22 protein-coding genes are annotated in these 23,700 nt (G+C 69.5%); 8 read left to right on the plus strand and 14 right to left on the minus strand.

Features of this window, described 5'->3' with window-relative positions; translation table 11 throughout:
- Window position 1 precedes the first annotated feature (1 nt).
- The 8 genes from rplW to AQJ27_RS13890 form a co-directional block, all read right to left on the minus strand.
- Window positions 2-418, minus strand: coding sequence for a 50S ribosomal protein L23 (rplW, locus tag AQJ27_RS13855; RefSeq protein WP_067367110.1), 417 nt, complete (start codon window positions 416-418; stop codon window positions 2-4).
- Window positions 418-1,074: a 50S ribosomal protein L4 gene (gene rplD, locus AQJ27_RS13860; RefSeq protein WP_060900353.1), complete on the minus strand. Its 657-nt coding sequence runs from the start codon at window positions 1,072-1,074 to the stop codon at window positions 418-420. The genes rplW and rplD overlap by 1 nt, the downstream gene beginning before the upstream one ends.
- Window positions 1,075-1,079: 5 nt before the next feature.
- Window positions 1,080-1,724 carry a 50S ribosomal protein L3 gene (rplC, locus tag AQJ27_RS13865; RefSeq protein WP_030619125.1) on the minus strand — a complete coding sequence of 215 codons (645 nt, stop codon included), beginning with the start codon at window positions 1,722-1,724 and terminating at the stop codon, window positions 1,080-1,082.
- 17 nt (window positions 1,725-1,741) lie between these two features.
- Window positions 1,742-2,050: a 30S ribosomal protein S10 gene (rpsJ, locus tag AQJ27_RS13870; protein WP_003948644.1), complete on the minus strand. Its 309-nt coding sequence runs from the start codon at window positions 2,048-2,050 to the stop codon at window positions 1,742-1,744.
- A 616-nt stretch (window positions 2,051-2,666) separates the two neighbouring features.
- Window positions 2,667-3,179 (minus strand): hypothetical protein, encoded by a 513-nt coding sequence (locus tag AQJ27_RS13875; protein WP_067367113.1) that lies wholly within the window; start codon window positions 3,177-3,179, stop codon window positions 2,667-2,669.
- Window positions 3,180-3,271: 92 nt separating this feature from the next.
- Entirely contained in the window at window positions 3,272-3,781 is a 510-nt protein-coding gene (locus AQJ27_RS13880; protein WP_067367116.1) for a hypothetical protein, read from the minus strand.
- Window positions 3,782-3,840: 59 nt separating this feature from the next.
- Window positions 3,841-5,163, minus strand: coding sequence for a hypothetical protein (locus tag AQJ27_RS13885; protein ID WP_067367118.1), 1,323 nt, complete (start codon window positions 5,161-5,163; stop codon window positions 3,841-3,843).
- A 10-nt stretch (window positions 5,164-5,173) separates the two neighbouring features.
- Window positions 5,174-5,581: a hypothetical protein gene (locus AQJ27_RS13890; protein WP_067367121.1), complete on the minus strand. Its 408-nt coding sequence runs from the start codon at window positions 5,579-5,581 to the stop codon at window positions 5,174-5,176.
- A gap of 413 nt (window positions 5,582-5,994) precedes the next feature.
- On the opposite strand from AQJ27_RS13890, the gene AQJ27_RS13895 reads away from it, so the two are divergent.
- From AQJ27_RS13895 to AQJ27_RS13905, 3 genes are all read left to right on the plus strand, one after another.
- Window positions 5,995-6,348 (plus strand): DUF4333 domain-containing protein, encoded by a 354-nt coding sequence (locus tag AQJ27_RS13895; protein WP_067367124.1) that lies wholly within the window; start codon window positions 5,995-5,997, stop codon window positions 6,346-6,348.
- A 785-nt stretch (window positions 6,349-7,133) separates the two neighbouring features.
- The gene (locus AQJ27_RS60785) at window positions 7,134-7,445 is read left to right on the plus strand and encodes a hypothetical protein (protein WP_425275205.1); all 312 of its coding nucleotides are present in this window, start codon (window positions 7,134-7,136) and stop codon (window positions 7,443-7,445) included.
- A gap of 98 nt (window positions 7,446-7,543) precedes the next feature.
- Window positions 7,544-8,812 (plus strand): cytochrome P450, encoded by a 1,269-nt coding sequence (locus AQJ27_RS13905; RefSeq protein WP_067367127.1) that lies wholly within the window; start codon window positions 7,544-7,546, stop codon window positions 8,810-8,812.
- Here AQJ27_RS13905 and AQJ27_RS13910 read toward each other — a convergent pair.
- From AQJ27_RS13910 to rpsL, 6 genes are all read right to left on the minus strand, one after another.
- A complete protein-coding gene (locus tag AQJ27_RS13910) occupies window positions 8,802-11,861 on the minus strand; it encodes a glycosyl hydrolase 115 family protein (protein ID WP_067367130.1) in 3,060 nt (1,019 codons plus the stop codon). The two genes, AQJ27_RS13905 and AQJ27_RS13910, sit on opposite strands and share 11 nt — an antisense overlap.
- A 230-nt stretch (window positions 11,862-12,091) precedes the next feature.
- Window positions 12,092-12,565, minus strand: a complete 474-nt coding sequence (locus AQJ27_RS54680; RefSeq protein WP_159064353.1) for a DUF6193 family natural product biosynthesis protein — start codon at window positions 12,563-12,565, stop codon at window positions 12,092-12,094.
- Window positions 12,566-12,674: 109 nt separating this feature from the next.
- Entirely contained in the window at window positions 12,675-13,868 is a 1,194-nt protein-coding gene (gene tuf / locus AQJ27_RS13920) for an elongation factor Tu (RefSeq protein WP_067367134.1), read from the minus strand.
- A 142-nt stretch (window positions 13,869-14,010) separates the two neighbouring features.
- Window positions 14,011-16,140, minus strand: coding sequence for an elongation factor G (fusA, locus tag AQJ27_RS13925; RefSeq protein ID WP_067367135.1), 2,130 nt, complete (start codon window positions 16,138-16,140; stop codon window positions 14,011-14,013).
- A gap of 39 nt (window positions 16,141-16,179) precedes the next feature.
- Window positions 16,180-16,650 carry a 30S ribosomal protein S7 gene (gene rpsG / locus AQJ27_RS13930; RefSeq protein WP_003992340.1) on the minus strand — a complete coding sequence of 157 codons (471 nt, stop codon included), beginning with the start codon at window positions 16,648-16,650 and terminating at the stop codon, window positions 16,180-16,182.
- Window positions 16,651-16,652: 2 nt separating this feature from the next.
- Window positions 16,653-17,024, minus strand: coding sequence for a 30S ribosomal protein S12 (gene rpsL, locus AQJ27_RS13935; RefSeq protein WP_003948652.1), 372 nt, complete (start codon window positions 17,022-17,024; stop codon window positions 16,653-16,655).
- A gap of 612 nt (window positions 17,025-17,636) precedes the next feature.
- Between rpsL and AQJ27_RS13940 the strand changes: the two genes are divergently transcribed.
- The 5 genes from AQJ27_RS13940 (at window position 17,637) to AQJ27_RS13960 (ending at window position 23,682) form a co-directional block, all read left to right on the plus strand.
- On the plus strand, window positions 17,637-18,293 hold the full coding sequence (locus AQJ27_RS13940; protein WP_067367136.1) for a Crp/Fnr family transcriptional regulator: 657 nt from the start codon (window positions 17,637-17,639) through the stop codon (window positions 18,291-18,293).
- 453 nt (window positions 18,294-18,746) lie between these two features.
- Window positions 18,747-19,637, plus strand: a complete 891-nt coding sequence (locus AQJ27_RS13945; protein ID WP_067367138.1) for a hypothetical protein — start codon at window positions 18,747-18,749, stop codon at window positions 19,635-19,637.
- Window positions 19,634-21,790: a hypothetical protein gene (locus AQJ27_RS13950; RefSeq protein ID WP_067367140.1), complete on the plus strand. Its 2,157-nt coding sequence runs from the start codon at window positions 19,634-19,636 to the stop codon at window positions 21,788-21,790. Before AQJ27_RS13945 ends, AQJ27_RS13950 begins: the two co-directional genes overlap by 4 nt.
- Window positions 21,791-21,814: 24 nt before the next feature.
- Window positions 21,815-23,182: a hypothetical protein gene (locus AQJ27_RS13955; RefSeq protein WP_067367145.1), complete on the plus strand. Its 1,368-nt coding sequence runs from the start codon at window positions 21,815-21,817 to the stop codon at window positions 23,180-23,182.
- On the plus strand, window positions 23,179-23,682 hold the full coding sequence (locus AQJ27_RS13960) for a Pycsar system effector family protein (RefSeq protein WP_067367148.1): 504 nt from the start codon (window positions 23,179-23,181) through the stop codon (window positions 23,680-23,682). Before AQJ27_RS13955 ends, AQJ27_RS13960 begins: the two co-directional genes overlap by 4 nt.
- The last annotated feature ends 18 nt before the right edge of the window (window positions 23,683-23,700 follow it).

Consider the following 23,700-nt stretch of genomic DNA (forward strand, 5'->3'; position numbering starts at 1 on the left):
GTTAGGAGGCCTGGCCGAAGATGTCGATACGGTCGCCCTCAGCGAGGGTCACGATGGCGCGCTTGGTGTCAGCACGCTTACCGAAACCGCTCTTGGTGCGCTTGCGCTTACCCTGACGGTTGATCGTGTTGACGCCGGTGACCTTGACCGAGAAGACCGCCTGGACGGCCTGCTTGATCTGGGTCTTGTTGGCGCCCGGCGCGACGACGAAGGTGTACTTGCCCTCGTCGAGCAGCGCGTAGCTCTTCTCGGAGACGACCGGCTTGAGGAGGACGTCACGGGGGTCCGTGAAGCTCTTGCTCGCCGGCGTCTCGACGGTGTTCTTGCCCTCGGCCTCGTGGCGCTTCGCCTTGGCGACGCGCGCGGCCTTGGCGGCCTTGGCCGCCTTGGAGGCAATGCTCGGGTGACGCGTAGCCATCAGGCTTCGCTCCCTTCGGTGTCAGCGGCCTTGGGGCCAGACACGAAGGACTCGAAAGCGGCCTGGGTGAAGACCACGTCGTCCGAGACGAGAACGTCGTACGTGTTCAGCTGGCCCGGCTCCAGGATGTGGACCTGGGGCAGGTTGCGCGCGGAGAGCAGCGCGGCCTCGTCGGAGCGCTCGATGACCAGGAGCACGTTCTTGCGCTCGCTGACCTTGCCGAGGAAGCTCTTGGCGGCCTTGGTGGAGGGGGTCTCGCCCTCGATCACGCCGGTGATGACGTGGATGCGAGCGTTGCGGGCCCGGTCGGTGAGGGCGTGGCGCAGGGCCGCGGCCTTCATCTTCTTCGGGGTCCGCTGCGAGTAGTCACGCGGCGTGGGGCCGTGGACGACGCCACCGCCGGCGAACTGCGGCGCACGGGTCGAACCCTGGCGCGCGCGGCCGGTGCCCTTCTGGCGGTAAGGCTTCTTACCACCACCGCGGACCTCGCCACGACGCTTGACCTTGTGCGTGCCCTGACGGGCGGCGGCCAGCTGCGCGACGACGACCTGGTGAAGCAGCGGAATGCTGATCTTCTCTACGTCGAAGATCTCGGCCGGGAGCTCAACGGTCCCGGCGGTGTCGCCGGAGGGCGACAGAATGTCAATGGTGCTCATAGTCCTCAGGCCCCCTTGGCCGCGGTGCGGACCAGGACGAGGCCGCCGTTCGGACCAGGAACCGCGCCCTTGATAAGGAGCAGGCCCTTCTCCGCGTCAACGGCGTGAACGGTCAGGTTCTGGGTGGTGACCCGCTCGTTGCCCATGCGACCCGCCATGCGGAGGCCCTTGAACACACGACCCGGGGTGGCGCAGCCACCGATGGAGCCGGGAGAGCGGTGCTTGCGCTGGGTGCCGTGACCGGCGCCGAGGCCCTTGAAGTTGTGACGCTTCATGACACCGGCGAAGCCCTTGCCCTTGCTCTTGCCGGTGACGTCGACCTTCACGCCCGCCTCGAAGACCTCGGCGGAGATCTCCTGGCCGAGGGTGTACTCGGAGGCATCCGCGGTGCGGATCTCGACGAGGTGACGACGGGGGGTGACGTCGGCCTTGGCGAAGTGACCCTTGAGGGGCTTGTTCACCTTGCGCGGGTCGATCTCGCCGAAGGCGATCTGGACCGACTCGTAGCCGTCGCTGTCGTTGGTACGCACCTGGGTGACGACGTTGGGGCCGGCCTTGACGACGGTGACCGGAACAACACGGTTGTTCTCGTCCCACACCTGCGTCATGCCGAGCTTCTCGCCCAGGATGCCCTTGATCTGCTTAGCCATTCTCAGATCACCGATCCCTAGAGCTTGATCTCGATGTCGACACCGGCCGGGAGGTCGAGTCGCATCAGAGAGTCAACGGTCTTGGGCGTCGGGTCGAGAATGTCGATCAGGCGCTTGTGCGTGCGCATCTCGAAGTGCTCGCGCGAGTCCTTGTACTTGTGCGGCGACTTGATGACGCAGTACACGTTCTTCTCAGTGGGCAGCGGCACCGGGCCCGCGACCGACGCACCAGTGCGGGTCACCGTCTCGACGATCTTCTTCGCCGAGCTGTCGATGACCTCGTGGTCGTAGGCCTTGAGCCGGATGCGGATCTTCTGTCCCGCCATGGCTACTCAGTAGTCCTTTGTCTCGTGAAAACGCTCTGGTGCCCGGGGGCAGATGTCCCGCTCTCCGACCCACGCGGTCGGGTGTGTCGCGCTCCTGCTGACAGGGATATCCACAAGGGATTTCCCTACCAAGGGACGCGGCTCAGCCCAAAAGACAACCGCAGGACCGGGGGCAGGCTGCATTCGATATTCCAAATGCGTGACCACCGGGCGCCTGGTCTGCACCCCGCTGACACTTCCCGGAAGATTCCCGTACGTCCGCCCGAGCGCTGCCTGACGACAGATCGGGCGACGAGTACTGTGGGACTCGCTTCCAGTCCTCCCGGCGGGAGGCGCGCAGCATCGGCACTCGACCGAGCAACTCCGACAGTCTGCCATACGGGGTGGGGGGCTGGCCAATCGAGCCGAGGATCGTACCCCTTGAGTGACGCAGGTCAAACCCTTGCGGCCCGCACGCCTCGGCGAGGACCGCTCCGACCGACCTCGGGGTGATCGACTCGGGCACCGACTGACGGTGAGCAGTCGTCCATGCACAGTACGTGACGCCCATGAAGCCAGACGTACCGGTCGGCACCGGTACTGGAGGAAGTACCCCTTGCTCGGGGTCCCGGCAGCCTCACAGTTTGCCGGTGACGACTCCCCGCCAGGTCCACCCCGCGCCGAGGACGGCGTCCTGCAGGGGATTCTTGAGCTCAGAGCTGTCGAAGCTGAACGTCTCGGTCGCTTCGAGGCCGCCGCCTGTCCCCCCACCCAGCGTCCATTGCTTCGAGACCGTCTGCACCTGGCCGCGTTGGGCCCCGGCCGAGATGGCCAGCCTGGGGGTGTCGCCGACCCAGGTGACCTCGTACTGCTGGTCCAGGGAGCGGACCTCGTTCTTCTCCGGGACCAGGCGCATACGGACCTGGAACACCCGACTCACCCGGGTACGGGCGAAGAAGCTCTGCCAGGCCGGCTCCAGCATCCGCCACTCCCCCACCAGGTCGGCGCCCTCCGCGCGGCCGTCCCGGATGACGTACGGGACGTCGGAGCGGTTGAGGCCGAGCAGCGCCGCGCGGACCTCGGCGGCGGATCGCGGGGCGACACCGTCGGCCGGGCGCTTGGTTCCGGTCAGCTTGTCGAAGAGTCCCATGAGATCAACCTATGAGTGGTGGGATTGTCGGCGCAAAGATCTGCCGCTGCGTCGGGGCGCGCTTCGGCGCGGGTGCGCTTCCGCGGGACGCCCTATGAAGCTGCACCCGCGCCCGTGTCCGTGTCCGGCCGAACCGTGCGCACGAAGTCCCGGAAGTCGTCCAGGACGGTGGGGTGTTGGGACGCGGTGGCGGTCAGGACGAGGCGGATCACCGACCGTTTGCGCGGGTCGGCGACGTCCAGCATGGACAGGTAGACCTGCGACTGGACGAGGTCGCGCAGTAGGCCGCCGACGACAGCCGAGACGGCGAGCGTCTGCGTGAGGCCCGGCGCCTCCGCGGAGCCGATCTCGCGGCGTCCGGTGATCTCGACCGACATGGCGGTCTGACGCAGGCGCTCTACGGACTCCTGGGCGATCTCGGGCAGTGCCGCCGCGTCCGGACGGAACTCGCCGTCGATCGTGATGTTCGCGGTGAATCCGGCATCCGGGTGCGGATGCAGCGCCACGAACGCCGCACCTGGTGCGCCGGCTTCGTCCGGAGGTGCGGCGTGCCAGCCCTCCGGCAGTTCGAACTCGATCGGTACGGGCAGGGTCGTTGGCATCCAGGGCCCTCCTCTCTTACGGAAGTGTGCCTACGGCAGTCGGTCTGCGGGAGTGCGTATCAGAACAGGCTGCCGATCGCATGGGCCGTATCGCCAATGGCGTCGGCCGCATCGCCCGCGGTGTCGGCGATCTTCCCAGGATCAACGGTGAATTCGAAGCCCACCTCGCCTCCGAGCCCGACGGCGACGCCCACCGTCGCGCCGACCTTCCACTTGCCGTCCTCGCCTTTGCCGAGGGTGGCGTCGGCCTCGGCCCCGGCACCGGCCCAGCCCTCTAGCGTCCCGCCCGCTCCGATGCCGCCGATGTCCGCGCCCCCGGAGAGACCACCCTTCGCGCCTGCGAACGCCTCCGCTCCCGCGTTCAGCCCCTCAAGTCCGATCCCGGCGTTGACCCCTGCCTCGGCACCCGCCATGGTTTCCGGCCGACCGTACAACCCGACGAAACCGGCGTCGGCGCGGCCCTTGGCCGAGGCCTCGCCACCCGCGAAGACGCTGGCCTCCCCCTGGAGGCCCTCGTTGGTGATGCCGCCGGCCGCGGAGACCTTTGCGCCCGCATAGGCTTCGGCCTCCCCGGCGAGCTTGAACGGGCCGTTGGTGAGCGAGCCCTCCGCGCTCGCGCGGCCGAGGTCGGCATGCGCCTCGGCCTCGCCCAGCTTGCCGGCACCGGTATCGGGCCCGGAGACCTCTGTCCCGACGCCGGGGCCAGAGGCCTCGCTCTCGCCATCGGAGACCCACCCGTCGGTCTTCGTGGTGGTCTTGGGGTCCGGCTTACCGGCTTTCGCGAGGTCGCCCACGGCGTGCGCGTTGAAACCGCCGAACCCGAGACCGTCGGTCGAAACGTCGCTCGTCGCGCGGACCAGCGCTCGTTTCACGCTCTGGTCGGCGTCGTCGACGGCCTTGACCGCCTTCGCGATGTCGTCGGTCCAGCCCTGAGCCTTCACGCGTGCGTCGGACTGCAGTTGGGCGTAGTCGGGGTCGTGGTGAAGGGCGTACTTCTCCTGTTCGGAGAGGTTGTCGTACCCGACGTAAGTCGCCTTGCCGGAGCTGTCGACCTTGAAGTCCTTCGCCTCGGCATCGTGGACTAGGTCCTTGACCGCCTTTTGCAGGCGGGTCAGTTCGGCGTGCGCATCCGCGAGAAGACTGGCGATGGCCAGCGCCTCCGCCTTGGCCGCCCCGTACTCGAAGGTCGTGGCCGAGGCATTCTGCTGCTGCGCGCCGTAGGCGAGTCCCTGCCAGTTCCCGTTGCCCAGCACGCCCTGCACGTGCTTCTCATAGTCGGTCTTCAGTTCACCGAAGCGCTCGCCCATCTTCTTCCACGCCCCGGAAGCGTCCGCCAGCGAAGACAGATCGGCCGTCATCACGTCTTGGTAGTTCAGCGTCATGGCCGCCCCGTCACATGCCGTCGAAACTGCTGGGGGGCCGTACCCCGGCCGCCTGCGCGCCGACGGCGGTGTCCTGGTTGTGGAAGAGGTTCTTCGTGCCGTGCAGCGCGTTCACCTCCTGCTGCAGCCGCGCCATGAGCCGGTTCGCCTGCCCCTGCCAGGCGGTCAGCGCGTCGGAAACAGCCTGGTCCGAGGCCCAGCCGGAGAGCCCCTTCAGCCCGGTGTCCTGCTTGATCAGGGGGCTCGCGGGGGCCACCGGGCCCACGAACGGTGGCCGCACTGGGGCTCCACCGCCGTCCGCCATGCGGGCGGCTGCCTGAGTGTCCGGCATCAGGTGCTCTTCCATGAACTTCGCCGCGCGCGTCTTGTCGCTCGCCGAACTCGCAAGTCTCGGCTCGCCACCGACTCCGGACCCCATGGGCAACCCCCGTTGCATTCGCGCCTCGTCCGTTTCTCGCCCAACAGGCAGACCACGGAAGATCTTCGTGCACCCTATCGACCGTTCCTGAGCGCCGGCGCCTCCACCCTCGTCCTGAACAAGTTCCTGCACATGTCCTGAACATGCTCATGCGGAAGTGAGGACCGTTGAACGGACCGACCGGCGTCGTCCCACCCGGTCGGTGATCTTTCACTCGGATGCATCCGGCTGTCCGTCGACCGGGCCGGGCCTTGCTGGGGCAACCCGTCAGCGGGGGCGTGCGCACGGAGCCTGGCTGCGGAAGCGTCGACCATTCCGGCTCGGCCAGGTAGCCCCTCCAGCATGCCGACGCATCGCCGCCAAGTATGCTTCCTGACTCTTCTCGTCATGATCCCCCCACACCGGAGTCCACCATGACCACAAGCCGGTTGTCCGCGGCGACTTCGATCCTCTCGACCGTAGCCGTCGGCGCGCTGCTCGTCGGCTGCTCGGCCTCGGTCAACGTCGGAACGTCCACGCCAAAAATGTCTGCGGACAAGCTGGCCACCATCGTCGCCGAAAAGCTCGCCGCCACGATGAACCAGCCGAAGCCGAACATCACTTGTCCCGAGGACCTCGCCGGCAAGGTCGGTACCACCACCCGATGCAAACTCACGGCGAAAGACGGCAGCACCTTGGGTGTAACGGTCAAGGTGACGTCCGTCCAGGGGGAGCAGATCAACTTCGACATCAAGGCCGACGAGACGGCTTCCCCGGCCGCGAACTGACCATCGCGCCGTTCTGCACCAGGTCGGAGAAGTCCGTCTGGTGTGCAAATCCGGCGTTGACGGTCTGGACGCCGTCCCACTATCGCTCGGCAGCACAATCTCTCCCCCGTACAGCCAAAACAGCCGAAGCTTCACCAGCAACCCCAGCTATCGGCTGTGACAGTTCACAGACGGCCGCTGGCAGAGAGTGACCGGAATCGGGCCATTCCGAGGGGCGGCTCGGCCAGTCGCCGAGGCCGGTGAGGGAGAGCATGGCTCCACTCAACCCCGCTACAGGAGACGGCACATGAGTGTCCGTACTCATATGAGGGAGCGGGAGTATCCCGGCGTTCTCGCATCACCGGAGCGTGGCGGAGCGTGTTCCGGTGCGGCCGACGCTCTTCCCCAAGAAGCACGGGGAGAAAGGAACCCCACCAAGCCCCACCCCTCCCGCCCGCCGAAACGGTGACCGCCGCGCAAACTCACTCCCGCGAGTGAATATGCCCAACTCGGGTGGATTCGGGGCCGGTTGCCTGCCTTACGCTCAGCGCGACAGAACACGACCGCAGACATGCGGCAGACATGCGGCAGACAATGCGACGGCCCCCGCCGGGACTAGCGATCCCTGCGAGGGCCTGACCATCGAGGAAGTAGGAGCTTCCCGATGGACACCGAAAACCCTAGCGTGCCCACGCGCGCCCAGTCCGTATCGCGGGCAAAACCACCCCCACCAACACACGCGGCAGCCGCACGCCCGTCACGGCGGTGTCATCCACGACAACACCCGCTACACCACCCGCTTCACGGTGATCGGCAACCACCTCGCCCAGCACCCGGAGCTTTCAGGACTCGCGATCGGGCTGGCCGTCTACATCCAGTCGCTCCCCACCGGCGCCCGCGTCGACATCAAGACCCTCGCCGTCCGCTTCCCCGAAGGTCCCACCCGGATCGCCGCTGCCCTGCGCGAACTCGAAACCCACGGCTACCTCCGCCGCACCCGCGAACGCACCCCCGGCGGCCGCATCGTCACCCGCAAGGACTTCATCCACGGCGAGGACGTGACCATCGCCGAGTGGACGATCTCGACCGCGGACCTGCCCCGGTACCCGAACCAGTAAGCCGGACCGCGGCGACGAAGGCACGACGAAGGCATTCCGCTGCTCCGCCTGGAGCACTCCCGCGCGACACCTCACTCCCGCCCGATGATGCTGAACGCATGGCAGAAGAGACCGGCACACTCGCCGAGCGGCCCGAGCAGCCCCTTCCCCCTGTTCGGGACTGGCCCGCCGGTGAGCTGAGCGCCACCGAGTTCGAGCCGGTGCTCGCGGAGCTGATGCGGGAGGGGCCGCTGACGCGGATCCGGCTTCCGTACGGGGAGGGCTGGGCGTGGCTGGCGACGCGCTACGACGACGTGAAGATGATCACGAACGATCCCCGGTTCAGCCGGCGGGAGGCCTCCGTCCGGCAGGTCACGCGACTGGCGCCGCACTTCGCGCCGCGCCCCGGGGCCCTGGCCTGGGCCGATCAGCCCGACCACAACCGGCTCCGGAACGCCGTCTCGGCCGCCTACACCGTGAGCGCCGTGAAGCGCCTGCGCCCCCGTGCCCAGGAGATGGTCGACGCCCTGGTGGACGGGATGGTGGCGGACGGCCCCCCGGCGGACCTGGTCGAGCGGGTCCTCGAACCCTTCCCGATCAACGTCGTCTGCGAGGTCATGGGCGTACCCGTCGACGAGCGGCAGAAGTTGCACGACTGGACGCGGGAGATCATCAGCACGGCGGGCGGCGCCGAGGCCTCCGAGCAGGCCAAGAAGGGGCTCTTCGGGTGGATCGGAGAGGCCGTCCGCGATCGACGCGACAGCGAGAGCGAGAGCGAGTGCGAGAACGACAGCAACGGTGACCACGTGGACGTGCTGTCCCTGCTCGGTGGTGCCGTGCGGCGGGGCGAGCTCGGCCTGGAGGAGGCGATCAGTGTCGCCGGGCCGCTCCAGATCGGCGGCGAGGCCGTCACCAACAACAGTGGCCAGATGTTCTACCTCCTCCTCACCCGGCCCGACCTGCTGGAACGCTTCCGCGACGACCCCGCCTCCCGCCCGGCGGGCATCGAGGAACTCCTGCGCCACATCCCGCACCGCGCCGCCGTCGGTCTGCCCCGCATCGCCACGCAGGACGTCGACATCCACGGCACCCTCGTCAGCGCGGGCGACGCCGTCTACGTCTCCTACCTGGCCGCCAACCGCGACCCGGACGTCTTCCCCGACCCCGACCGGATCGACTTCGACCGGGACGCGGGCGCCCATGTGTCGTTCGGCAACGGGCCGCACTTCTGCACGGGCGCCGTCTTCTCCCGTATGCAGATCGAGCTGCTGATCGACACCCTGCTCGAACGCCTGCCCGGGCTGCGCCTCGCCGTGCCCGCCGATCAGGTCCCCTTCCGGCAGCGCACGATGATCCGCGGTCCGGTGGCCTTGCCGGTCACCTGGTGACACCCCGGTCCACGCGGTGGCTCTCCGGCGGGCCCAGGTACGTCGGCCCGAGCCCACCCGTGTCGATCACCAGCCGTTGCAGCACCACCGTCGGGTCGACCATCCAGAACTTCAGGCGGTGCACCCCGGGAGCGGCAACCTCATGCCTCGTCGACGTCACGTTCACGTTGTCCGAGGTGTTGCGGGCCCACTGGCTGTTCATCAGGCCGTCGTCGGCTCCCGTGGCCGCGTGGATGTCGACCGTCCGCGGCGGCGCGTCGTCGAAGGAGAGCGCGTAGCGCAGGCCGCCCGTCGGGAGGGCCGGGTTGCGCGGGGACAGGTACGCCCACACGGTCACCGTGCCGGCGCTCAACAGGCTCACCTCGTACTCCAGGCGAGGGGAGGCCGTGCCGCCCGGCGTCCGGCGCGGGGCCGTCACGGGGTACGGCGTCATGCCCGCCCCGGTGCGGCCGATCCGGTCGACCCGCCGCCAGGTGCCCACCGCCCGTACGCAGTGCTCCGCGTCCATCGCCACATACCCGCCCGCCTCGACGAATCCCCGCAGCCCACGGGCGGCCGGGTGCTCCGCGATCACCGGCACGACCACGGAGGCTCCCGCGCCGCTCACCGTGATCCGGGCCTGCGTACGGCCGTGCGGCGCCCGCGACCAGTCCGCCCTCACCACCGCCCGCACCTGGTCCCGGACTCTGCCGCGCGGACGGTCCACGGTGATCCACGGCTCCGAGGCCTCGATCCGGTAGTCGAAGGCGTCCCGGCCCCGGTTGAACACCTCGATGTACGGCGCCGGGCCCGTCCCGTACGGGCTCAGCACCACCTCCGCGCCCGGGGAACCGTCGACCGCCACCCCCAGCTCGGCGCCCGGCGGCAGTTCGATACGGCGCACCGCGGGGAACAGGACGTCCGGCAGTGCCACGTTGTTCAGCTCCGGCTGCTGCCAGCTCGCGTTCGGGCCGTAGCGCGCCACATCGCCGTAGTCGATGTGCGGCTGCGTCTGGAAGCCCGCCCATTTGCCGCCCGCGACGCCGTGGTTGAAGCGTTCGGCGAGCGCGAAGTCCCGTTCCAGGCCCGCCTCCGCCGCCGCGGCCAGGCCGTTCGTCGCCGCCCGGCCCTGGTCGGCGTAGCGCAGGTTCGTGAACTCGGCCTCCCTCAGCTCGTACAGGTTGGCCGTCGCCTCGACCTCGTAACCGACGAGCTCGAACCACGCGTCCCGCGCCGAGTCCGGCAGCCGTCGCGCGATCCGCCCGGCCCGTACCGCGAGCGTCCGCCACTCCTGCGTGACCTGCTCGAGTTCGCGGCCGTGGAAGGGAGTTGCCCGGTCGTCGTACGCCACCGCGCCCGATGCCGGGTCGAGGGTGATCCGGCGGTTGAGGAGTTCCGGCTTGCGGCGCGACTGGAGTTGTCCGTACGTCGCCAGTACGTCCGCGATCGCCGTCGCCTGCTCCGCGCCGAAGTTCTGCCGCGCGTACCGCCTCTCCCACTCGCCGAGCGCGGCAGGGTCGTCCCAACGGCCTGGATTCCAGGCGTAGTCGAGGAAGAACTCGGTGGGCAGCTCGTTGCCCTTGAGGTCGCCGACGTTCGTCACCCACAGCCCGTGGTTGCCGTACGCGTGCGCCTGGTGGAGCTGGTCCCAGAGGTTGGGCAGGTTGGTCGTGTCGACCCACTTGTAGTCGCGGCCCGCGCCCACGTAGTCGAAGTGGTAGTAGAGGCCGTAACCGCCGGGCCGCGCGGGCTCGGCCGGGTCGGGGTGCTTGCGGATGTTGCCCCAGTTGTCGTCCGTCAGTACGACGGTGACGTCGTCCGGAGCCCGCAGCCCGCGGTCCCAGTACCGCTGGACCTCCTTGTAGAGCGTCCACACCTGGGGGACCGAAGCCGGGTCTCGGCCCGTCACCTCGGCGATGATCGTCCGCTGCGCGTCGATGATCTCCCGCATCAGCTCGACGCCGTCGCCGTCCGGCAGGCTGGTGTCGCCGTTTCCGCGCATCCCGAGGGTGACGACGCCCTCGAAGTCCTGGTCGGCCATCCGGCGGATGCCGTCGCGCCAGTACGCCTTGAGCGCGTCGGCGTTGCGGCGGAACGACCACTCCCCCGTACCGCCGTACGGGTCATGGCCTGGCGTGACGACGGTTCCGGAGCTGTCGCGCACGGCGGGGACCGCGTGCCGGTTCCACTCCTCGATGCCCCGCATCATGGGCGCCTCGTGAGACGTGCCCATGACAATCCCATACTCCTTGGCGCGGGCGTGGTTGCGCGGATCGTCCTCGGCGAAGGCGCGGCCCCACACCGCCGGCCACAGGTAGTTCGCCTTCAGGCGCAGCAGTACCTCGAAGACCTTCGCGTAGAAGTCGGCGTTGAAGCCGCCGTCATGGCCGGGCGCCTTGCCGGGGCCGAAGTAGGCGGGGGCCCAGGTGCCGAGGGCCGGGTTCTCGTCGTTGATGAAGATCCCGCGGTACTTCACCGCGGGGGTGCCCTGTGTGTGCCGCCCCGGCAGCACGTGGAGCGCGTCGCGGTGGACCGGGCGTACGTCGTCCCACCAGTACCAGGGCGAGACGCCGATGCCGTACGAGACGTCGTACGCGCCGAAGATCGTGCCGCGGGGGTCGCTGCCCGCGAGGACGAAGGCCCGGTCGACGCCGGGCATCGGCCGCTCCACCACGGTCTGCAGGGAGGTCTCCCACCGTCCCCGCACGCCCGTGACATCCAGCTTGCCGGTGGCGATCAGGCCATCGATCAGCGGGCTGCGTCCGATCGTCCCGACCAGCACGACCTCCCGGGCCATCCCGTCACCGGGCAGTACGTCCGTCACCCGTTCGAGGTCGTCACGGAGGTCACCCGCCACCCGTACGACTCCGGGGTGGTCCTCCGGGGAGACCACGACCGGCGCGCCCACCAGCGAGAACGCTCCGCCGGTGAAGGAGATGTACGCGCCGGGGTCGGTGGGCCGCGGCCGCCCACCGTCCGCCCAGGCCACTCCCGACGACCCCGGCCACGCCGCGAGCCCCGCACCGAGAACGGCACCGAGAACGGTCCTGCGACTGACGTCTCCAGACATGCCTCACCCCTCGCCCGACGGCGTACGAATTTGCTCAGCGGCATGACAAATAGTGGAGGGAGGGTCACGCGGGGGGAATGGGTCGTCGGCGTCGAATACTTTCGGAGCCCGTGATCACGCTTACGTAGGTCGTGATCACGCTTGCGGAGACCGTCATCACGCTTGCGGAGGCCGTCATCGGCCAACGGAGACCTTCATCGGCTCGCCAAGGCCGTCATCGGCAAAGATCGTCAGGGGGTGCCGGCCACGGCCGGGCGGAGTCCCGCCGGAAGGTGGGCCACGACCAGGGCGACGGCCGCTTCCGCCGTGCCGGTCTCGCCCCGGAGAGTCCCCCCGCGTGCCACGAAGACCCGGAAGCGCCCGTCGTGCCGAGGCAAGACGCTCGGCGCCCGCAGCGCGTACGGATACCGCGTGCGGCTGCTCAGACGCACGGCGCAATGGCTGTTGTACGGATACAGCTGCCGCAGTGCCCGTTCCGCGCGGGCCACCTCGACGAGGTGCACGATGCCCGGGTAACCCACCCCCGGCCGGAGGACCTCCTGCCGCTCGCGACGCCACTGCCACACCAGCGCCGGCTGCCGCCACCGCGCCTCCACGGCATCGGCGGGTCCACGCCGATGTGCCGCCGCCACGTCCGCGTCCGGAAGAACCGGCTTCGCCGGCAGCGGCCGACGGCCCACCGCGCCCAGGTCCGGGGAATCCACGCACGCAGTGTGCGCGACGGGCACGGCAAAGGGGCCCGTACGACCGAAGTCGTACGGGCCCCTTCAAGGAGCTCGCTAGGAGCTACCAGGCTGTCAAGCCAACAAGGACTTACTTGTTGATCTTGATGACCTGGCCGGCGCCCACGGTCCGGCCACCCTCACGGATGGCGAACTTCAGGCCCTCCTCCATGGCGACGGGCTGGATGAGCGAAACGGTCATCTCAGTGTTGTCGCCCGGCATGACCATCTCGGTGCCCTCGGGGAGGGTCACAACGCCGGTCACGTCCGTCGTGCGGAAGTAGAACTGCGGACGGTAGTTGTTGAAGAACGGCGTGTGGCGGCCACCCTCGTCCTTGGACAGGATGTAGGCCTGGGCCTCGAACTCGGTGTGCGGCGTGACCGAACCGGGCTTGATGATGACCTGGCCGCGCTCGACGTCCTCGCGCTTGATGCCACGGAGGAGCAGACCGACGTTCTCACCGGCCTGGCCCTCGTCGAGCAGCTTGCGGAACATCTCGATGCCGGTGACCGTGGTGGTGGTCTTCTCCTGCTTGATGCCCACGATGTCGACGGTCTCGTTGACCTTGAGGACACCACGCTCGATACGACCGGTGACGACGGTGCCACGACCGGTGATCGTGAAGACGTCCTCGATCGGCATCAGGAACGGCTTGTCGACGTCACGCTCGGGCTGCGGGATGTTCTCGTCGACGGCCTTCATCAGGTCGAGGACGGTCTGGCCCCACTCCTTGTCGCCCTCAAGGGCCTTGAGCGCCGAGACCTTGACGACCGGAAGGTCGTCGCCCGGGAACTCGTACTCGGAGAGCAGCTCACGGACCTCGAGCTCGACGAGCTCCAGGATCTCCTCGTCGTCCACCATGTCGGCCTTGTTCAGGGCGACGACGATGTACGGAACGCCGACCTGGCGGGCCAGGAGCACGTGCTCCTTGGTCTGCGGCATCGGGCCGTCCGTCGCGGCGACAACGAGGATGGCGCCGTCCATCTGCGCCGCACCCGTGATCATGTTCTTGATGTAGTCCGCGTGACCGGGGCAGTCGACGTGGGCGTAGTGACGGGTCTCCGTCTGGTACTCGACGTGCGCGATCGAGATCGTGATACCGCGCTGGCGCTCCTCAGGAGCCTTGTCGATCTGGTCGAAGGCCGAGGCCTCGTTCAGGTCCGGAAACGCGTCGTGCAGCACCTTGGTAATGGCGGCCGTGAGGGTCGTCTTACCGTGGTCGATGTGACCGATGGTGCCGATGTTGACGTGCGGCTTAGTCCGCTCGAACTTTGCCTTCGCCACTGGGTCCTCCTGCGGAGTGGTTCTGGTACGCCTTACTCATCGGCGCCAGGTGATCTTTGCTGGGATGCCGCCCGCCGGGGTTTTCCCTTCCGGGTGAGCCCCGGCGGTCGGTGTCAAGCCTAAAGCGTGTAAACGGGGTGTGTTACTCGCCCTTGGCCTTCGCGATGATCTCCTCGGCGACGTTCCTGGGAACCTCGGCGTAGGAGTCGAACTGCATCGAGTAGCTTGCGCGACCCGAGGTCTTGCTGCGGAGGTCTCCGACGTAGCCGAACATCTCCGAGAGGGGCACGAGGCCCTTCACGACGCGAGCGCCGCTGCGCTCCTCCATGGCCTGGATCTGGCCACGGCGGGAGTTGAGGTCGCCGATGACATCACCCATCGACTCCTCGGGCGTGGTGACCTCGACGGCCATCATCGGCTCGAGCAGCACGGGGCTGGCCTTGCGCGCGGCCTCCTTGAAGGCCTGCGAACCGGCGATCTTGAACGCGAGCTCGGAGGAGTCGACCTCGTGGTAGCCACCGTCGAGAAGAATGACGCGGACGCCCGTCATCTCGTAGCCGGCCAGGATGCCGAACTGCATGGCCTCCTGCGCACCGGCGTCCACCGACGGGATGTACTCCCGCGGGATACGGCCACCGGTGACCTTGTTCACGAACTCGTACGCCGGACCATCGGTCTCGGTGATGGGCTCGATCGCGATCTGCACCTTGGCGAACTGACCGGTACCACCGGTCTGCTTCTTGTGGGTGTAGTCGTGACGCTCGACGGTCTTGCGGATCGTCTCGCGGTACGCGACCTGCGGCTTGCCGACGTTGGCCTCGACCTTGAACTCACGGCGCATACGGTCGACCAGCACCTCGAGGTGCAGCTCGCCCATGCCACCGATGATGGTCTGGCCGGTCTCCTCGTCCGAGTGAACCTGGAAGGAGGGGTCCTCCTCCGCGAGACGCTGGATGGCGACACCCAGCTTCTCCTGGTCACCCTTGGACTTGGGCTCGATGGCGACCTGAATGACCGGCGCCGGGAAGTCCATGGACTCCAGGATGACCGGGTTCTTGTCGTCGGACAGCGTCTCACCGGTGGTGGTCTGCTTCAGGCCCATGACGGCGACGATGTCACCGGCGCCCACCGACTCGATCTCCTCACGCTTGTTCGCGTGCATACGGTAGATCTTGCCGATGCGCTCCTTCTTGCCCTTGACGGAGTTCAGCACAGCGCTGCCGGACTCCAGGCGGCCCGAGTACACCCGGACGAAGGTGAGCTTGCCCAGGTGCGGGTCGCTCATGATCTTGAACGCGAGGGCGGAGAGCGGCTCGTCGTCGGACGGCTTGCGCTTGACGACCAGCTCCGGGTCCTTCACGTCGTGGCCCTCGATGGCCTCGACGTCGATCGGAGTCGGCAGGTAGCGCACGACCGCGTCGAGCAGGGGCTGAACGCCCTTGTTCTTGAACGCGGTACCGCAGAACACCGGGGTGACCGTGACGTCGCTGGACTTGCCGGAGGCGATGGTGACACGACGGATCGCGGCGTACAGCTGCTCCTCGGTGGGCTCCTGGCCCTCAAGGAACAGCTCCATGATCTCGTCGTCGTGCTCCGCGACGGTCTCGACCAGCCTGCCGCGGTACTCCTCGGCAGCCTCGGTGTGCGTGGCCGGGATGTCGACGACGTCGTACATCTCGCCCTTGGCGGCCTCGGCGGACCACACGAGCGCCTTCATGCGGACCAGGTCCACAACGCCCTTGAAGTCCATCTCGGCACCGATCGGCAGCTGCATGATGATCGGAACGGCGCCAAGCCGGTCCTTGATCATGTCCACGCAGCGGTGGAACTCGGCGCCGGTGCGGTCAAGCTTGTTCACGAAGCAGATGCGCGGCACGCCGTAACGGTCGGCCTGACGCCACACCGTCTCGGACTGCGGCTCCACACCGGCGACACCGTCGAACACCGTGACGGCACCGTCGAGGACGCGGAGCGAACGCTCCACCTCGACCGTGAAGTCGACGTGCCCCGGGGTGTCGATGATGTTGATCGTGTAGTCGTTGTCCTCGAGCGGCCAGTGACAGGTGGTGGCAGCAGAGGTGATCGTGATGCCACGCTCCTGCTCCTGCTCCATCCAGTCCATGGTGGCAGCGCCGTCGTGGACCTCACCGATCTTGTAGCTGACGCCGGTGTAGAAGAGGATCCGCTCGGTGGTGGTCGTCTTGCCCGCGTCGATGTGGGCCATGATCCCGATGTTGCGGACCCTGGCCAGGTCAAGTGAAGTGGTAGCCATAAGGCTTCGGTCTTCTCTCGGTCTCGATGGGGGTAGCGACTACCAGCGGTAGTGCGCGAAGGCCTTGTTGGACTCGGCCATCTTGTGGGTGTCCTCGCGCTTCTTCACAGCGGCACCAAGGCCGTTGGAGGCGTCGAGAAGCTCGTTGAGCAGACGCTCGGTCATGGTCTTCTCGCGACGGGCGCGGGAGTAACCGACGAGCCAGCGCAGCGCGAGCGTGTTGGCACGACCGGGCTTGACCTCGATCGGAACCTGGTACGTCGCACCACCGACACGGCGGGACTTGACCTCGAGGGTCGGCTTGATGTTCTCCAGCGCGCGCTTCAGCGTGATGATCGGGTCGTTGCCCGTCTTCTCACGCAGACCCTCCATGGCGCCGTAGACGATGCGCTCGGCGGTGGAGCGCTTGCCGTTCAGCAGCACCTTGTTGATGAGGGAGGTCACCAGAGGGGAACCGTAGACCGGGTCGATGATGACCGGGCGCTTCGGGGCGGGGCCCTTACGAGGCATTTCTACTTCTCCTTCTTGGCGCCGTAGCGGCTGCGGGCCTGCTTGCGGTTCTTGACACCCTGGGTGTCAAGCGAACCACGGATGATCTTGTAGCGAACACCCGGCAGGTCCTTCACACGGCCGCCGCGCACGAGCACGATGGAGTGCTCCTGCAGGTTGTGTCCCTCACCCGGAATGTAAGCGGTGACCTCGATCCCGCTGGTCAGACGCACACGCGCGACCTTACGCAGGGCCGAGTTCGGCTTCTTCGGGGTGGTCGTGAACACACGCGTGCAGACGCCGCGACGCTGGGGCGAACCCTCGAGTGCGGGCGTCTTGTTCTTCTCGACCTTGTCCTGCCGGCCCTTCCGGACCAGCTGCTGGATCGTAGGCACTACTTCTCCGGTTTCTGTGTGCCGAATGGTGAAGCTAACCTGGAACATCTCCGACCCACGCGGTCGGGTGTGTCGAATGCTGCAGACTCCCGCCGCGAGGCGAAAAGGGCGCAGATTACGGTGGCCGGTTACGGCTCGCCTTGCGGTTTGAAGGCACGCACGCGAGCCAGGGCACACCCCAGGCACAAGGTCTGAGCGTACCTACCTCAAGGACTCCGGTCAAAACAAATGCTGTCCAGGGCGACACGCCGGACTTCTTGCCACGTCAGCGCGGTGCTCCCGCAGGTCGGACGCGAGTCCGGGACGGGGCGGTCGTGAGGCGGTCGCTGCGGCGGTCGTGGGGCCGTCGCGGGGTGATGGTCGGGCCGGCCTTAGCGCATTCCCGGGGCGCTCGTCCCCAAAAGTTTCCGATCCCCGACGGTACTGCGCAATCTCTGTCCACCGCCACGCGCCCTTCAGTACCTTGATCGGTCGGCTGCGGCGATCGGGGGGACCATGACGGCAGCACACGCACCGGACTCATCCGGGTCATCCGGGTCATCCGGGTCATCGGACTTACCGGGTTCGTGGGATTCGTCGGGCTTACCCGGCGACGGGGGGCTCGACGACCGGGTGCCGTTCCTGGCCCGGCTGGAGAGCGAGGACCGCTCGGCGCTGCTCGATCTCGGGCACGAGCTCTCGTACGCGCCCCGGATGGTGCTCCTGCACCAGAGCGAGCCGTCCTCACACGTCCTGTTCGTCACGCACGGCTGGACGAAGGTGACCGCGGCCGCCTCCAACGGCTACGAGGCGCTGCTCGCGCTGCGCGGCCCCGGCGACATCATCGGGGAGTCCGCGGCGCTCACCGGGCGCCCGCGATCGGCCACCGTGACGGCCCTGGAGCCGGTCCGTACGGTCGCGGTCGAACGCGGCCGGTTCACCGAGTTCCTCGCCCGCTCCCCCGCCGTCTCCTTCGCCCTCCTCGGCCTCACCTCCGATCGGACCCGGGCGGCCGATCGGCGCCGCCTGGAATTCGCCTCCCTCAGCGTGCGGGAGCGCTTCGCGATCCTGTTGCTGGACCTCGCCCGCACCCACGGGCGGCGCACCGACCAGGGCATCGAACTCTCCGTCCCCCTGAGCAAACAGGAACTCGCCGGGTCGGTGGGGGCCTCCCGGGAGATGGTCCAACGCCTGCTGAAGGACCTGCGGGAACGGGGGGTCGTGATGACGGGGCGCCGGGCGCTGGTGATCGTGCGGCCGGATGTGCTGCGACGGATCGCGCGGGGGTGACGTGAGTCTTGTGGATCACTTCGGCCGCGGGCCGGTGGGGGCTGGTCGCGCAGTTGCCCGCGCCCCTGGGGGGCCGGGGCCGCGCCCCGGGTCCCCCGCCCGCCGGCGGTTCTCCGGCTGCCGGCCGGTGGGGGTCGGTCGCGCAGTTCCCCGCGCCCCCAAGAGCCTCGGGGGTCCGGCGTTCGAGGGCAGGGGCCGTGGGCCGGTTCCCACCCCACCCCACCGCGCACCTCCAGCCCACCCGCCGGTCGAGCACGAGGTCGTTCGGGCCGAAGCGGGGCCCGGGGTCGAAGGGGCGGAGCCCCTGGGGATGGGACGGGTAGGGGCGGCGGGGGCGAGGGACCGGGGGTTCTGTGCACGCCGTCACACTCCGACTGCGTCATCCGCCCTCACGGCACCACAACCCCGCCCGCCACTCTTCTGCCACTGCCGCACCACCTGCGAGAGGCGACCATGACCGACCCCGTGAGCCGGACGATCCTGTTGCTCGACATCGAGAAGTACAGCGACCGGGACGACATCGAGCAGGCGTACCTGCGGCGCATGCTGTACGACGTCGCCGACCGCACCCTGGAGCGCGCCGGCATCGACGAACGCCTGCGCCTGCGCGCCGACCGGGGCGACTCCGTGATGGAGCTGATCGACGCCAACGCCTCCGTCACCGCACTGCTGCGCGCCCTGCTCACCGAGGTCCCCACCCAGTTGCACGCGGTCAACCGGATGGCGTCCAGCTCGGCGCAGATCCGGCTGCGCGGCGTCGTCGCCACGGGCTACGTCGCCGTGGACGAGCACGACGGCTGGGTCGGCTCCGACCTCAACCACGCCTGCCGCCTCCTCGACGCCCAGCTGCTGCGCGCGGCCCTGCGGGAGCGGAGAGACGACTTCGCCCTGTGCGTCTCGGAGAGCGTGCACACGGGGATCGTGCGGCACGGTCACGCGGGCATCCCCGCGGACGACTTCCACGCCGTGACCGTGGACAGCAAGAACGGCCCGCTGCGCGCCTGGCTGCACGGCCCGGTGCCGGGGACCGGCGACGACCACAGTGAGAAGGGGGGAACCTCGGTGCCGGGCGCCAGCTCGGGGGAGCGTCCGGCACCGAGGCGGGACCAGCCAGAGGCCCGGGCGTCCGGAGCCCAGGCGTCCGGAGCCCAGATGTCCGGAGCCCAGGCCCCCGAGGCCCGCGCGGCCCGGCCCGCCGCCCCTCCCGCGGGCGCCGTCTTCCACTTCGACGGAGGCGCCCCCACCTTCGGCGGCAGCCTCGTCGGCGGCGACCAGCACGGCGTGTCGGGCGGCCAGGTCACCGGAGACGTCCACCTCGGCGGGTCCGGGGGTGAGTCGGCGTGACGGTGCCTCCACCCACGTCGTCGGCCCCCGACGACGTACCCCCGAAGGACATGGACCCGGCCCCCGAGCCGGACGCCCGGCGCCAGGACGCGGAGGGGGAAGGAGAGGGGGAACAGGAGCGGACGCAGGAGGCACGCGCGGCTCAGCGCGAGCTCTTCGCGCACACCCCGGGGTTCATCCTCGGCTCGGCCGCGTCCTTCGGCGGGAGTCTGGTCGGCGGCGCCCAGCACGGCGTGTCCGGCGGCGAGGTCGCCGGTGACGTGTTCATGGGCGGCAAGACGGAGATCCACCACCACGGCTCGGCGGCCTCGGCCGCGTACGCCTCCGGAGAGATCCCGCGGCGCCACCTCGAAGACCTGGACGCCGTCTTCGTCGAGAGCCCCGCCTTCGCCGCCGCCCTGGACCGGCTCCGCGAAGAACGCGTCCTCGTCCTCGCCGGCGCCCACGCCACCGGCCGCCACGCCGCCGCGCTGATGCTCCTGCACCGTCTGGGCGTGCCCGCCGTGCACGCGCTCTCTCCGGAGACGAGCCCGGCGACCCTGAGCGCCCCGCTCACCGCACCCGGCGGGCACGTGCTGCGCGATCTGCCGCTGAGCCGCAACCGGCCGCTGCGCGACACCCATCTCCACGCGGCCCGCGACCAGCTCAAGAAGGTCGACGGGTATCTGGTGGTGACGGTCGAGAACTCGCCCTTCCTGCTCGGCGCCACCGCCTGCGTCTGGCAGCCGCCGGAGGCGTCGGCCGTCGTCCGCGCGTATGTGAGCAGGCACCGCGCGCAGGACACCGACGGCCTCCTCGCCCTCACCCCGGTGCGCGACTTCCTCACCCGGGGACATCATCAGCCCGCCGAGGCGGCCGAGTTCGCGAAGGAGGTGGCGGGTTACGACGGCGGCGAGGCGGCCGCGGCCCGGCTCGCGGAGTTCGGGCAGGCGGCCGTGGAGCAGCAGTGCCGGGAGTGGCTGAGCGACCCCGAGTCCACGCTGCGCGACAAGGCCTTCCTCATCTCGCTCGCCGTCTTCGACCGGGCGCCGTACGTCCTGGCCGCCGAGCTCGCGGACAAGCTGTTCGTGCACTTCCAGCGCTTGCAGCACCCCGAGGAGCCGCCGGAGATCCCGGTGTTCGGGCTCGATGCGGAGACCCGGCTCGCGCGGGCCCGTGCCGAGGGGGAGGTGCGGGACGAGGCGACCGAATGGGGCCCGGTGCCGCAGTTCACCGCGTTCTTCCGGAAGGAGAACACCCCGCGCGCCCTGCTCACCGAGGTGTGGACGGGACATCCCTCGGCCCGGCCCGCGCTGATCGCCTGGCTGAGGGAGCTGGCCCGCGACGGGCGTCCCGTCGTACGGACCCGGGCCGCCGCGGCCACCGCCATGCTCGCGCTCGCCGACCTGCCCTCCGCGGTCGCGCTGCTGATCGACGGCTGGGCGGTGTCGAAGACGTTCGGCCCCCGTGTCACCGCCGCGAACACCCTCACGCTCGCCCAGCTCCTCGACGCGCCCGTCGTCCTGCGCCTGCTCACCCAGTGGTGCACGGACTCCCACCCGGCCCGCCGCTGGACCGCGATCCGCGCCTTCGGGCTGCTCGCGCCGTTGCGTCCGGACCTGGTGGCCCCGGCCCTGAGCGCCCTGGCGACCCTGGCCCGCGCCGACCACAGCGGCCCGGCCGAGGCGGCCAACCTGATCGAGTCCACGGCCCTGCTGCTCTCCGTGGGCCTCAGGCGCGGCGAGATGCTCTCCGAGCTGGTGCGGCTGCTTCACCACGACACCCCCGCGGTCCGCGCGCTGGCGCTGGGCGCCTTCGTACTGGCGTGCGACAACGCCGAGGAGGGCGCGCTCGTCGAGTGGTACGCCGGCGACGGCATGTACCAGGCGGACTCGGCCCGCGACCTCGCCACCCTCTGGCGCACCGCCCTCGGCGACCGCGCCCACACCCGGGGCGCCCTGAACGCCCTGCACACCTGGGTGTACGTGGCCGAGCGCCGCCCGGACGCGGCCCAGGCCCTGGAGCTGCTGCTGCCCGCGCTGGTCGTCACCGCGGACGACCACAAACGCCTCAGCCACGAACTGCGGACCCTGCGCGGCCGGGACGGCGGCCCGCGCCCGCCCCTCGCCGACCGCCTGCTCGCCGCACTGCGTCCCCCCGTCCCGACAGCCTGACACAGAGTCACGAGGAGTTGACCCATGGCGGAATTCCGCCGCCCGCCGGAGTGGCAGCAACAGGCCGACCGGCACACCCTGCTGATCGACCCGGTGCTCACCGTGCGACCGATCTCCCGTTTCGACTACACGGCCCGGCGGCCGGTCTCCGCGATCGACCACGCACTGGTGTTCGCCACCGCGGGCGGCGGCTACGACGCGTACATGCCCCCGCACCGGCCGAGCCGCACGGACGCCGCGACCCGCCGCTACACCTCGGTCTACGAGGTCGACATGGGCAGCCACCCGGTCCAGCTGGAACTCGAACTGCCCAGCGACGACGACGCGTTCTCGTTCGGCGCCACCGCCGATCTGACGTGGCGCGTCTCGGACCCGATCGCGTACGTGGCCGGCGGCGAACGCGATGTGCCCACACGCCTCGCCCGAGAACTCCACCAGCTGGCGCGACCGGTCAGCCGCCGGTTCTCCATCGAGGACAGCCGGGACGCCGAGGCCGAGGTCCAGTACGCGGTCGAGAGCGGCGTCTTCGCCGACGGCATCGGGCTCGCGGTCACGTGCGCGGTGCGGCTGCGCCTGGACGACGACGCGATCGCGCACAGACGGCGCAAACGGGCGCTGCGCTACGAGGCCGACATGCTCGACCCCGAGCACGAGTACCGGCTGCGCCAGGCCCAGCAGCTGCACGAGCTGGAGGTGCTGCGCCAGCACCAGTCCCAGGAGCTGATGGCCCAGAAGATCGCCTTCTACCAGCACCACCTGCAACACGGGGGTGTCGCCCAGTGGGCCTTCCACCTCGCCGCGCACCCCGAGGACACCCGGATGGTCATCAACGCCCTCCAGAAGGACCAGCTCTCCGCCATCGAGAGCCAGCTGGAGCTGATCGCCGGAGACACCCTGGAGGACTACCAGAAGGCCGAGTCGGCCCGCTCCACCCTGCGCGTCGTCAAGGAACTCAACAGCCGCCAGGAGCCCCCGCCACAGCCCCCGGTGCCCGGCCGACCGGCGCCGCCGCCGGGGGGCGTACCGCAGCCGCCGTACGACCCCTCACGGCCGTACGACCCCGCGCAGCCGCAGCCGTACACCCCGTCACCGCCGTACGGGGCCGCCGCCCAGCCCTACGGCGGCTCTCCGGCCCCCGGAGGCGTACCGGGCGCTCCCTACACCCCGCCGGGGCCGCCCGTGTCCCACCAGCCGTACGTCCCGCCCGCGCCCGGAACCGTGCCGCCGGGGCCGTACCAGGCACCCCCGGCCGCGCCCGCCGCCGGGGGCCCGTACGACCAGGCCCCGCCGCTCCCGGCCGTGGCTCCCACGCCCGTCATTCCGCCCGCGCCCTCCGCCTGTCCCCCGCCCCCGCTCCCAGCGCCGGAGTCCTCCGAGACGGGACCGGAGTGACCACCACCGCTCCCGGCACCAGAACCGCCGAACGACTGCTGGAGGAACTGCGGGGCGAGATCGCCCGGGCCGACAGCAAGGCGTCCGTGCTCGTGGCGGCGCTCGGGATGACGGCGGGGGTGTTCAGCGGGCTGCTGGCCGGGCGGAACTGGTCACCGAGCTCGCTCTCCGCGCCCGGTACGGCCGTCTGGTGGACCGGCGCCCTGGCCCTCGCCTCCGCCCTGTTCGCGCTGCTGCTCGCGGTGCTCCCCCGGTACCGCGCCAGTTCATGGGCCCCGGGCCGGCCCCTCTGTTTCTTCGGCGACATCCAACAAGCCGTACGTGAAGGTCAGTTGGCGACCGCTCTCGCCGACACCGACCGCGACCCCGCCGCCGGACTCACCGCGGCGCTCACCGAGACCAGCCGTATCGCCGCCCGCAAGCACCAGTGGATCCGCACCGGACTGATCGCCTTCTGCGCGGGCACGGTGCTGCTTCCCGCCGGGCTGCTCATCGGCTGACGTCCCCATCCTGAAGGA

Source organism: Streptomyces olivochromogenes (genome assembly GCF_001514115.1).
GTDB classification, from domain to species: domain Bacteria; phylum Actinomycetota; class Actinomycetes; order Streptomycetales; family Streptomycetaceae; genus Streptomyces; species Streptomyces olivochromogenes.

Excerpts from the sequence above, each read along its gene's own strand:
- AQJ27_RS13895 (WP_067367124.1), top strand. The coding sequence starts at position 5,995 with ATGACCACAAGCCGGTTGTCCGCGGCGACTTCGATCCTCTCGACCGTA.
- fusA (WP_067367135.1), bottom strand. The coding sequence starts at position 16,140 with ATGGCTACCACTTCACTTGACCTGGCCAGGGTCCGCAACATCGGGATC.
- AQJ27_RS13945 (WP_067367138.1), top strand. The coding sequence starts at position 18,747 with ATGACCGACCCCGTGAGCCGGACGATCCTGTTGCTCGACATCGAGAAG.
- AQJ27_RS13955 (WP_067367145.1), top strand. The coding sequence starts at position 21,815 with ATGGCGGAATTCCGCCGCCCGCCGGAGTGGCAGCAACAGGCCGACCGG.
- AQJ27_RS13890 (WP_067367121.1), bottom strand. The coding sequence starts at position 5,581 with ATGGGGTCCGGAGTCGGTGGCGAGCCGAGACTTGCGAGTTCGGCGAGC.
- AQJ27_RS13910 (WP_067367130.1), bottom strand. The coding sequence starts at position 11,861 with ATGTCTGGAGACGTCAGTCGCAGGACCGTTCTCGGTGCCGTTCTCGGT.
- rplW (WP_067367110.1), bottom strand. The coding sequence starts at position 418 with ATGGCTACGCGTCACCCGAGCATTGCCTCCAAGGCGGCCAAGGCCGCC.
- AQJ27_RS13875 (WP_067367113.1), bottom strand. The coding sequence starts at position 3,179 with ATGGGACTCTTCGACAAGCTGACCGGAACCAAGCGCCCGGCCGACGGT.
- rplC (WP_030619125.1), bottom strand. The coding sequence starts at position 1,724 with ATGGCTAAGCAGATCAAGGGCATCCTGGGCGAGAAGCTCGGCATGACG.
- rpsG (WP_003992340.1), bottom strand. The coding sequence starts at position 16,650 with ATGCCTCGTAAGGGCCCCGCCCCGAAGCGCCCGGTCATCATCGACCCG.
- AQJ27_RS13885 (WP_067367118.1), bottom strand. The coding sequence starts at position 5,163 with ATGACGCTGAACTACCAAGACGTGATGACGGCCGATCTGTCTTCGCTG.
- rplD (WP_060900353.1), bottom strand. The coding sequence starts at position 1,074 with ATGAGCACCATTGACATTCTGTCGCCCTCCGGCGACACCGCCGGGACC.
- AQJ27_RS13905 (WP_067367127.1), top strand. The coding sequence starts at position 7,544 with ATGGCAGAAGAGACCGGCACACTCGCCGAGCGGCCCGAGCAGCCCCTT.
- rpsJ (WP_003948644.1), bottom strand. The coding sequence starts at position 2,050 with ATGGCGGGACAGAAGATCCGCATCCGGCTCAAGGCCTACGACCACGAG.
- AQJ27_RS13880 (WP_067367116.1), bottom strand. The coding sequence starts at position 3,781 with ATGCCAACGACCCTGCCCGTACCGATCGAGTTCGAACTGCCGGAGGGC.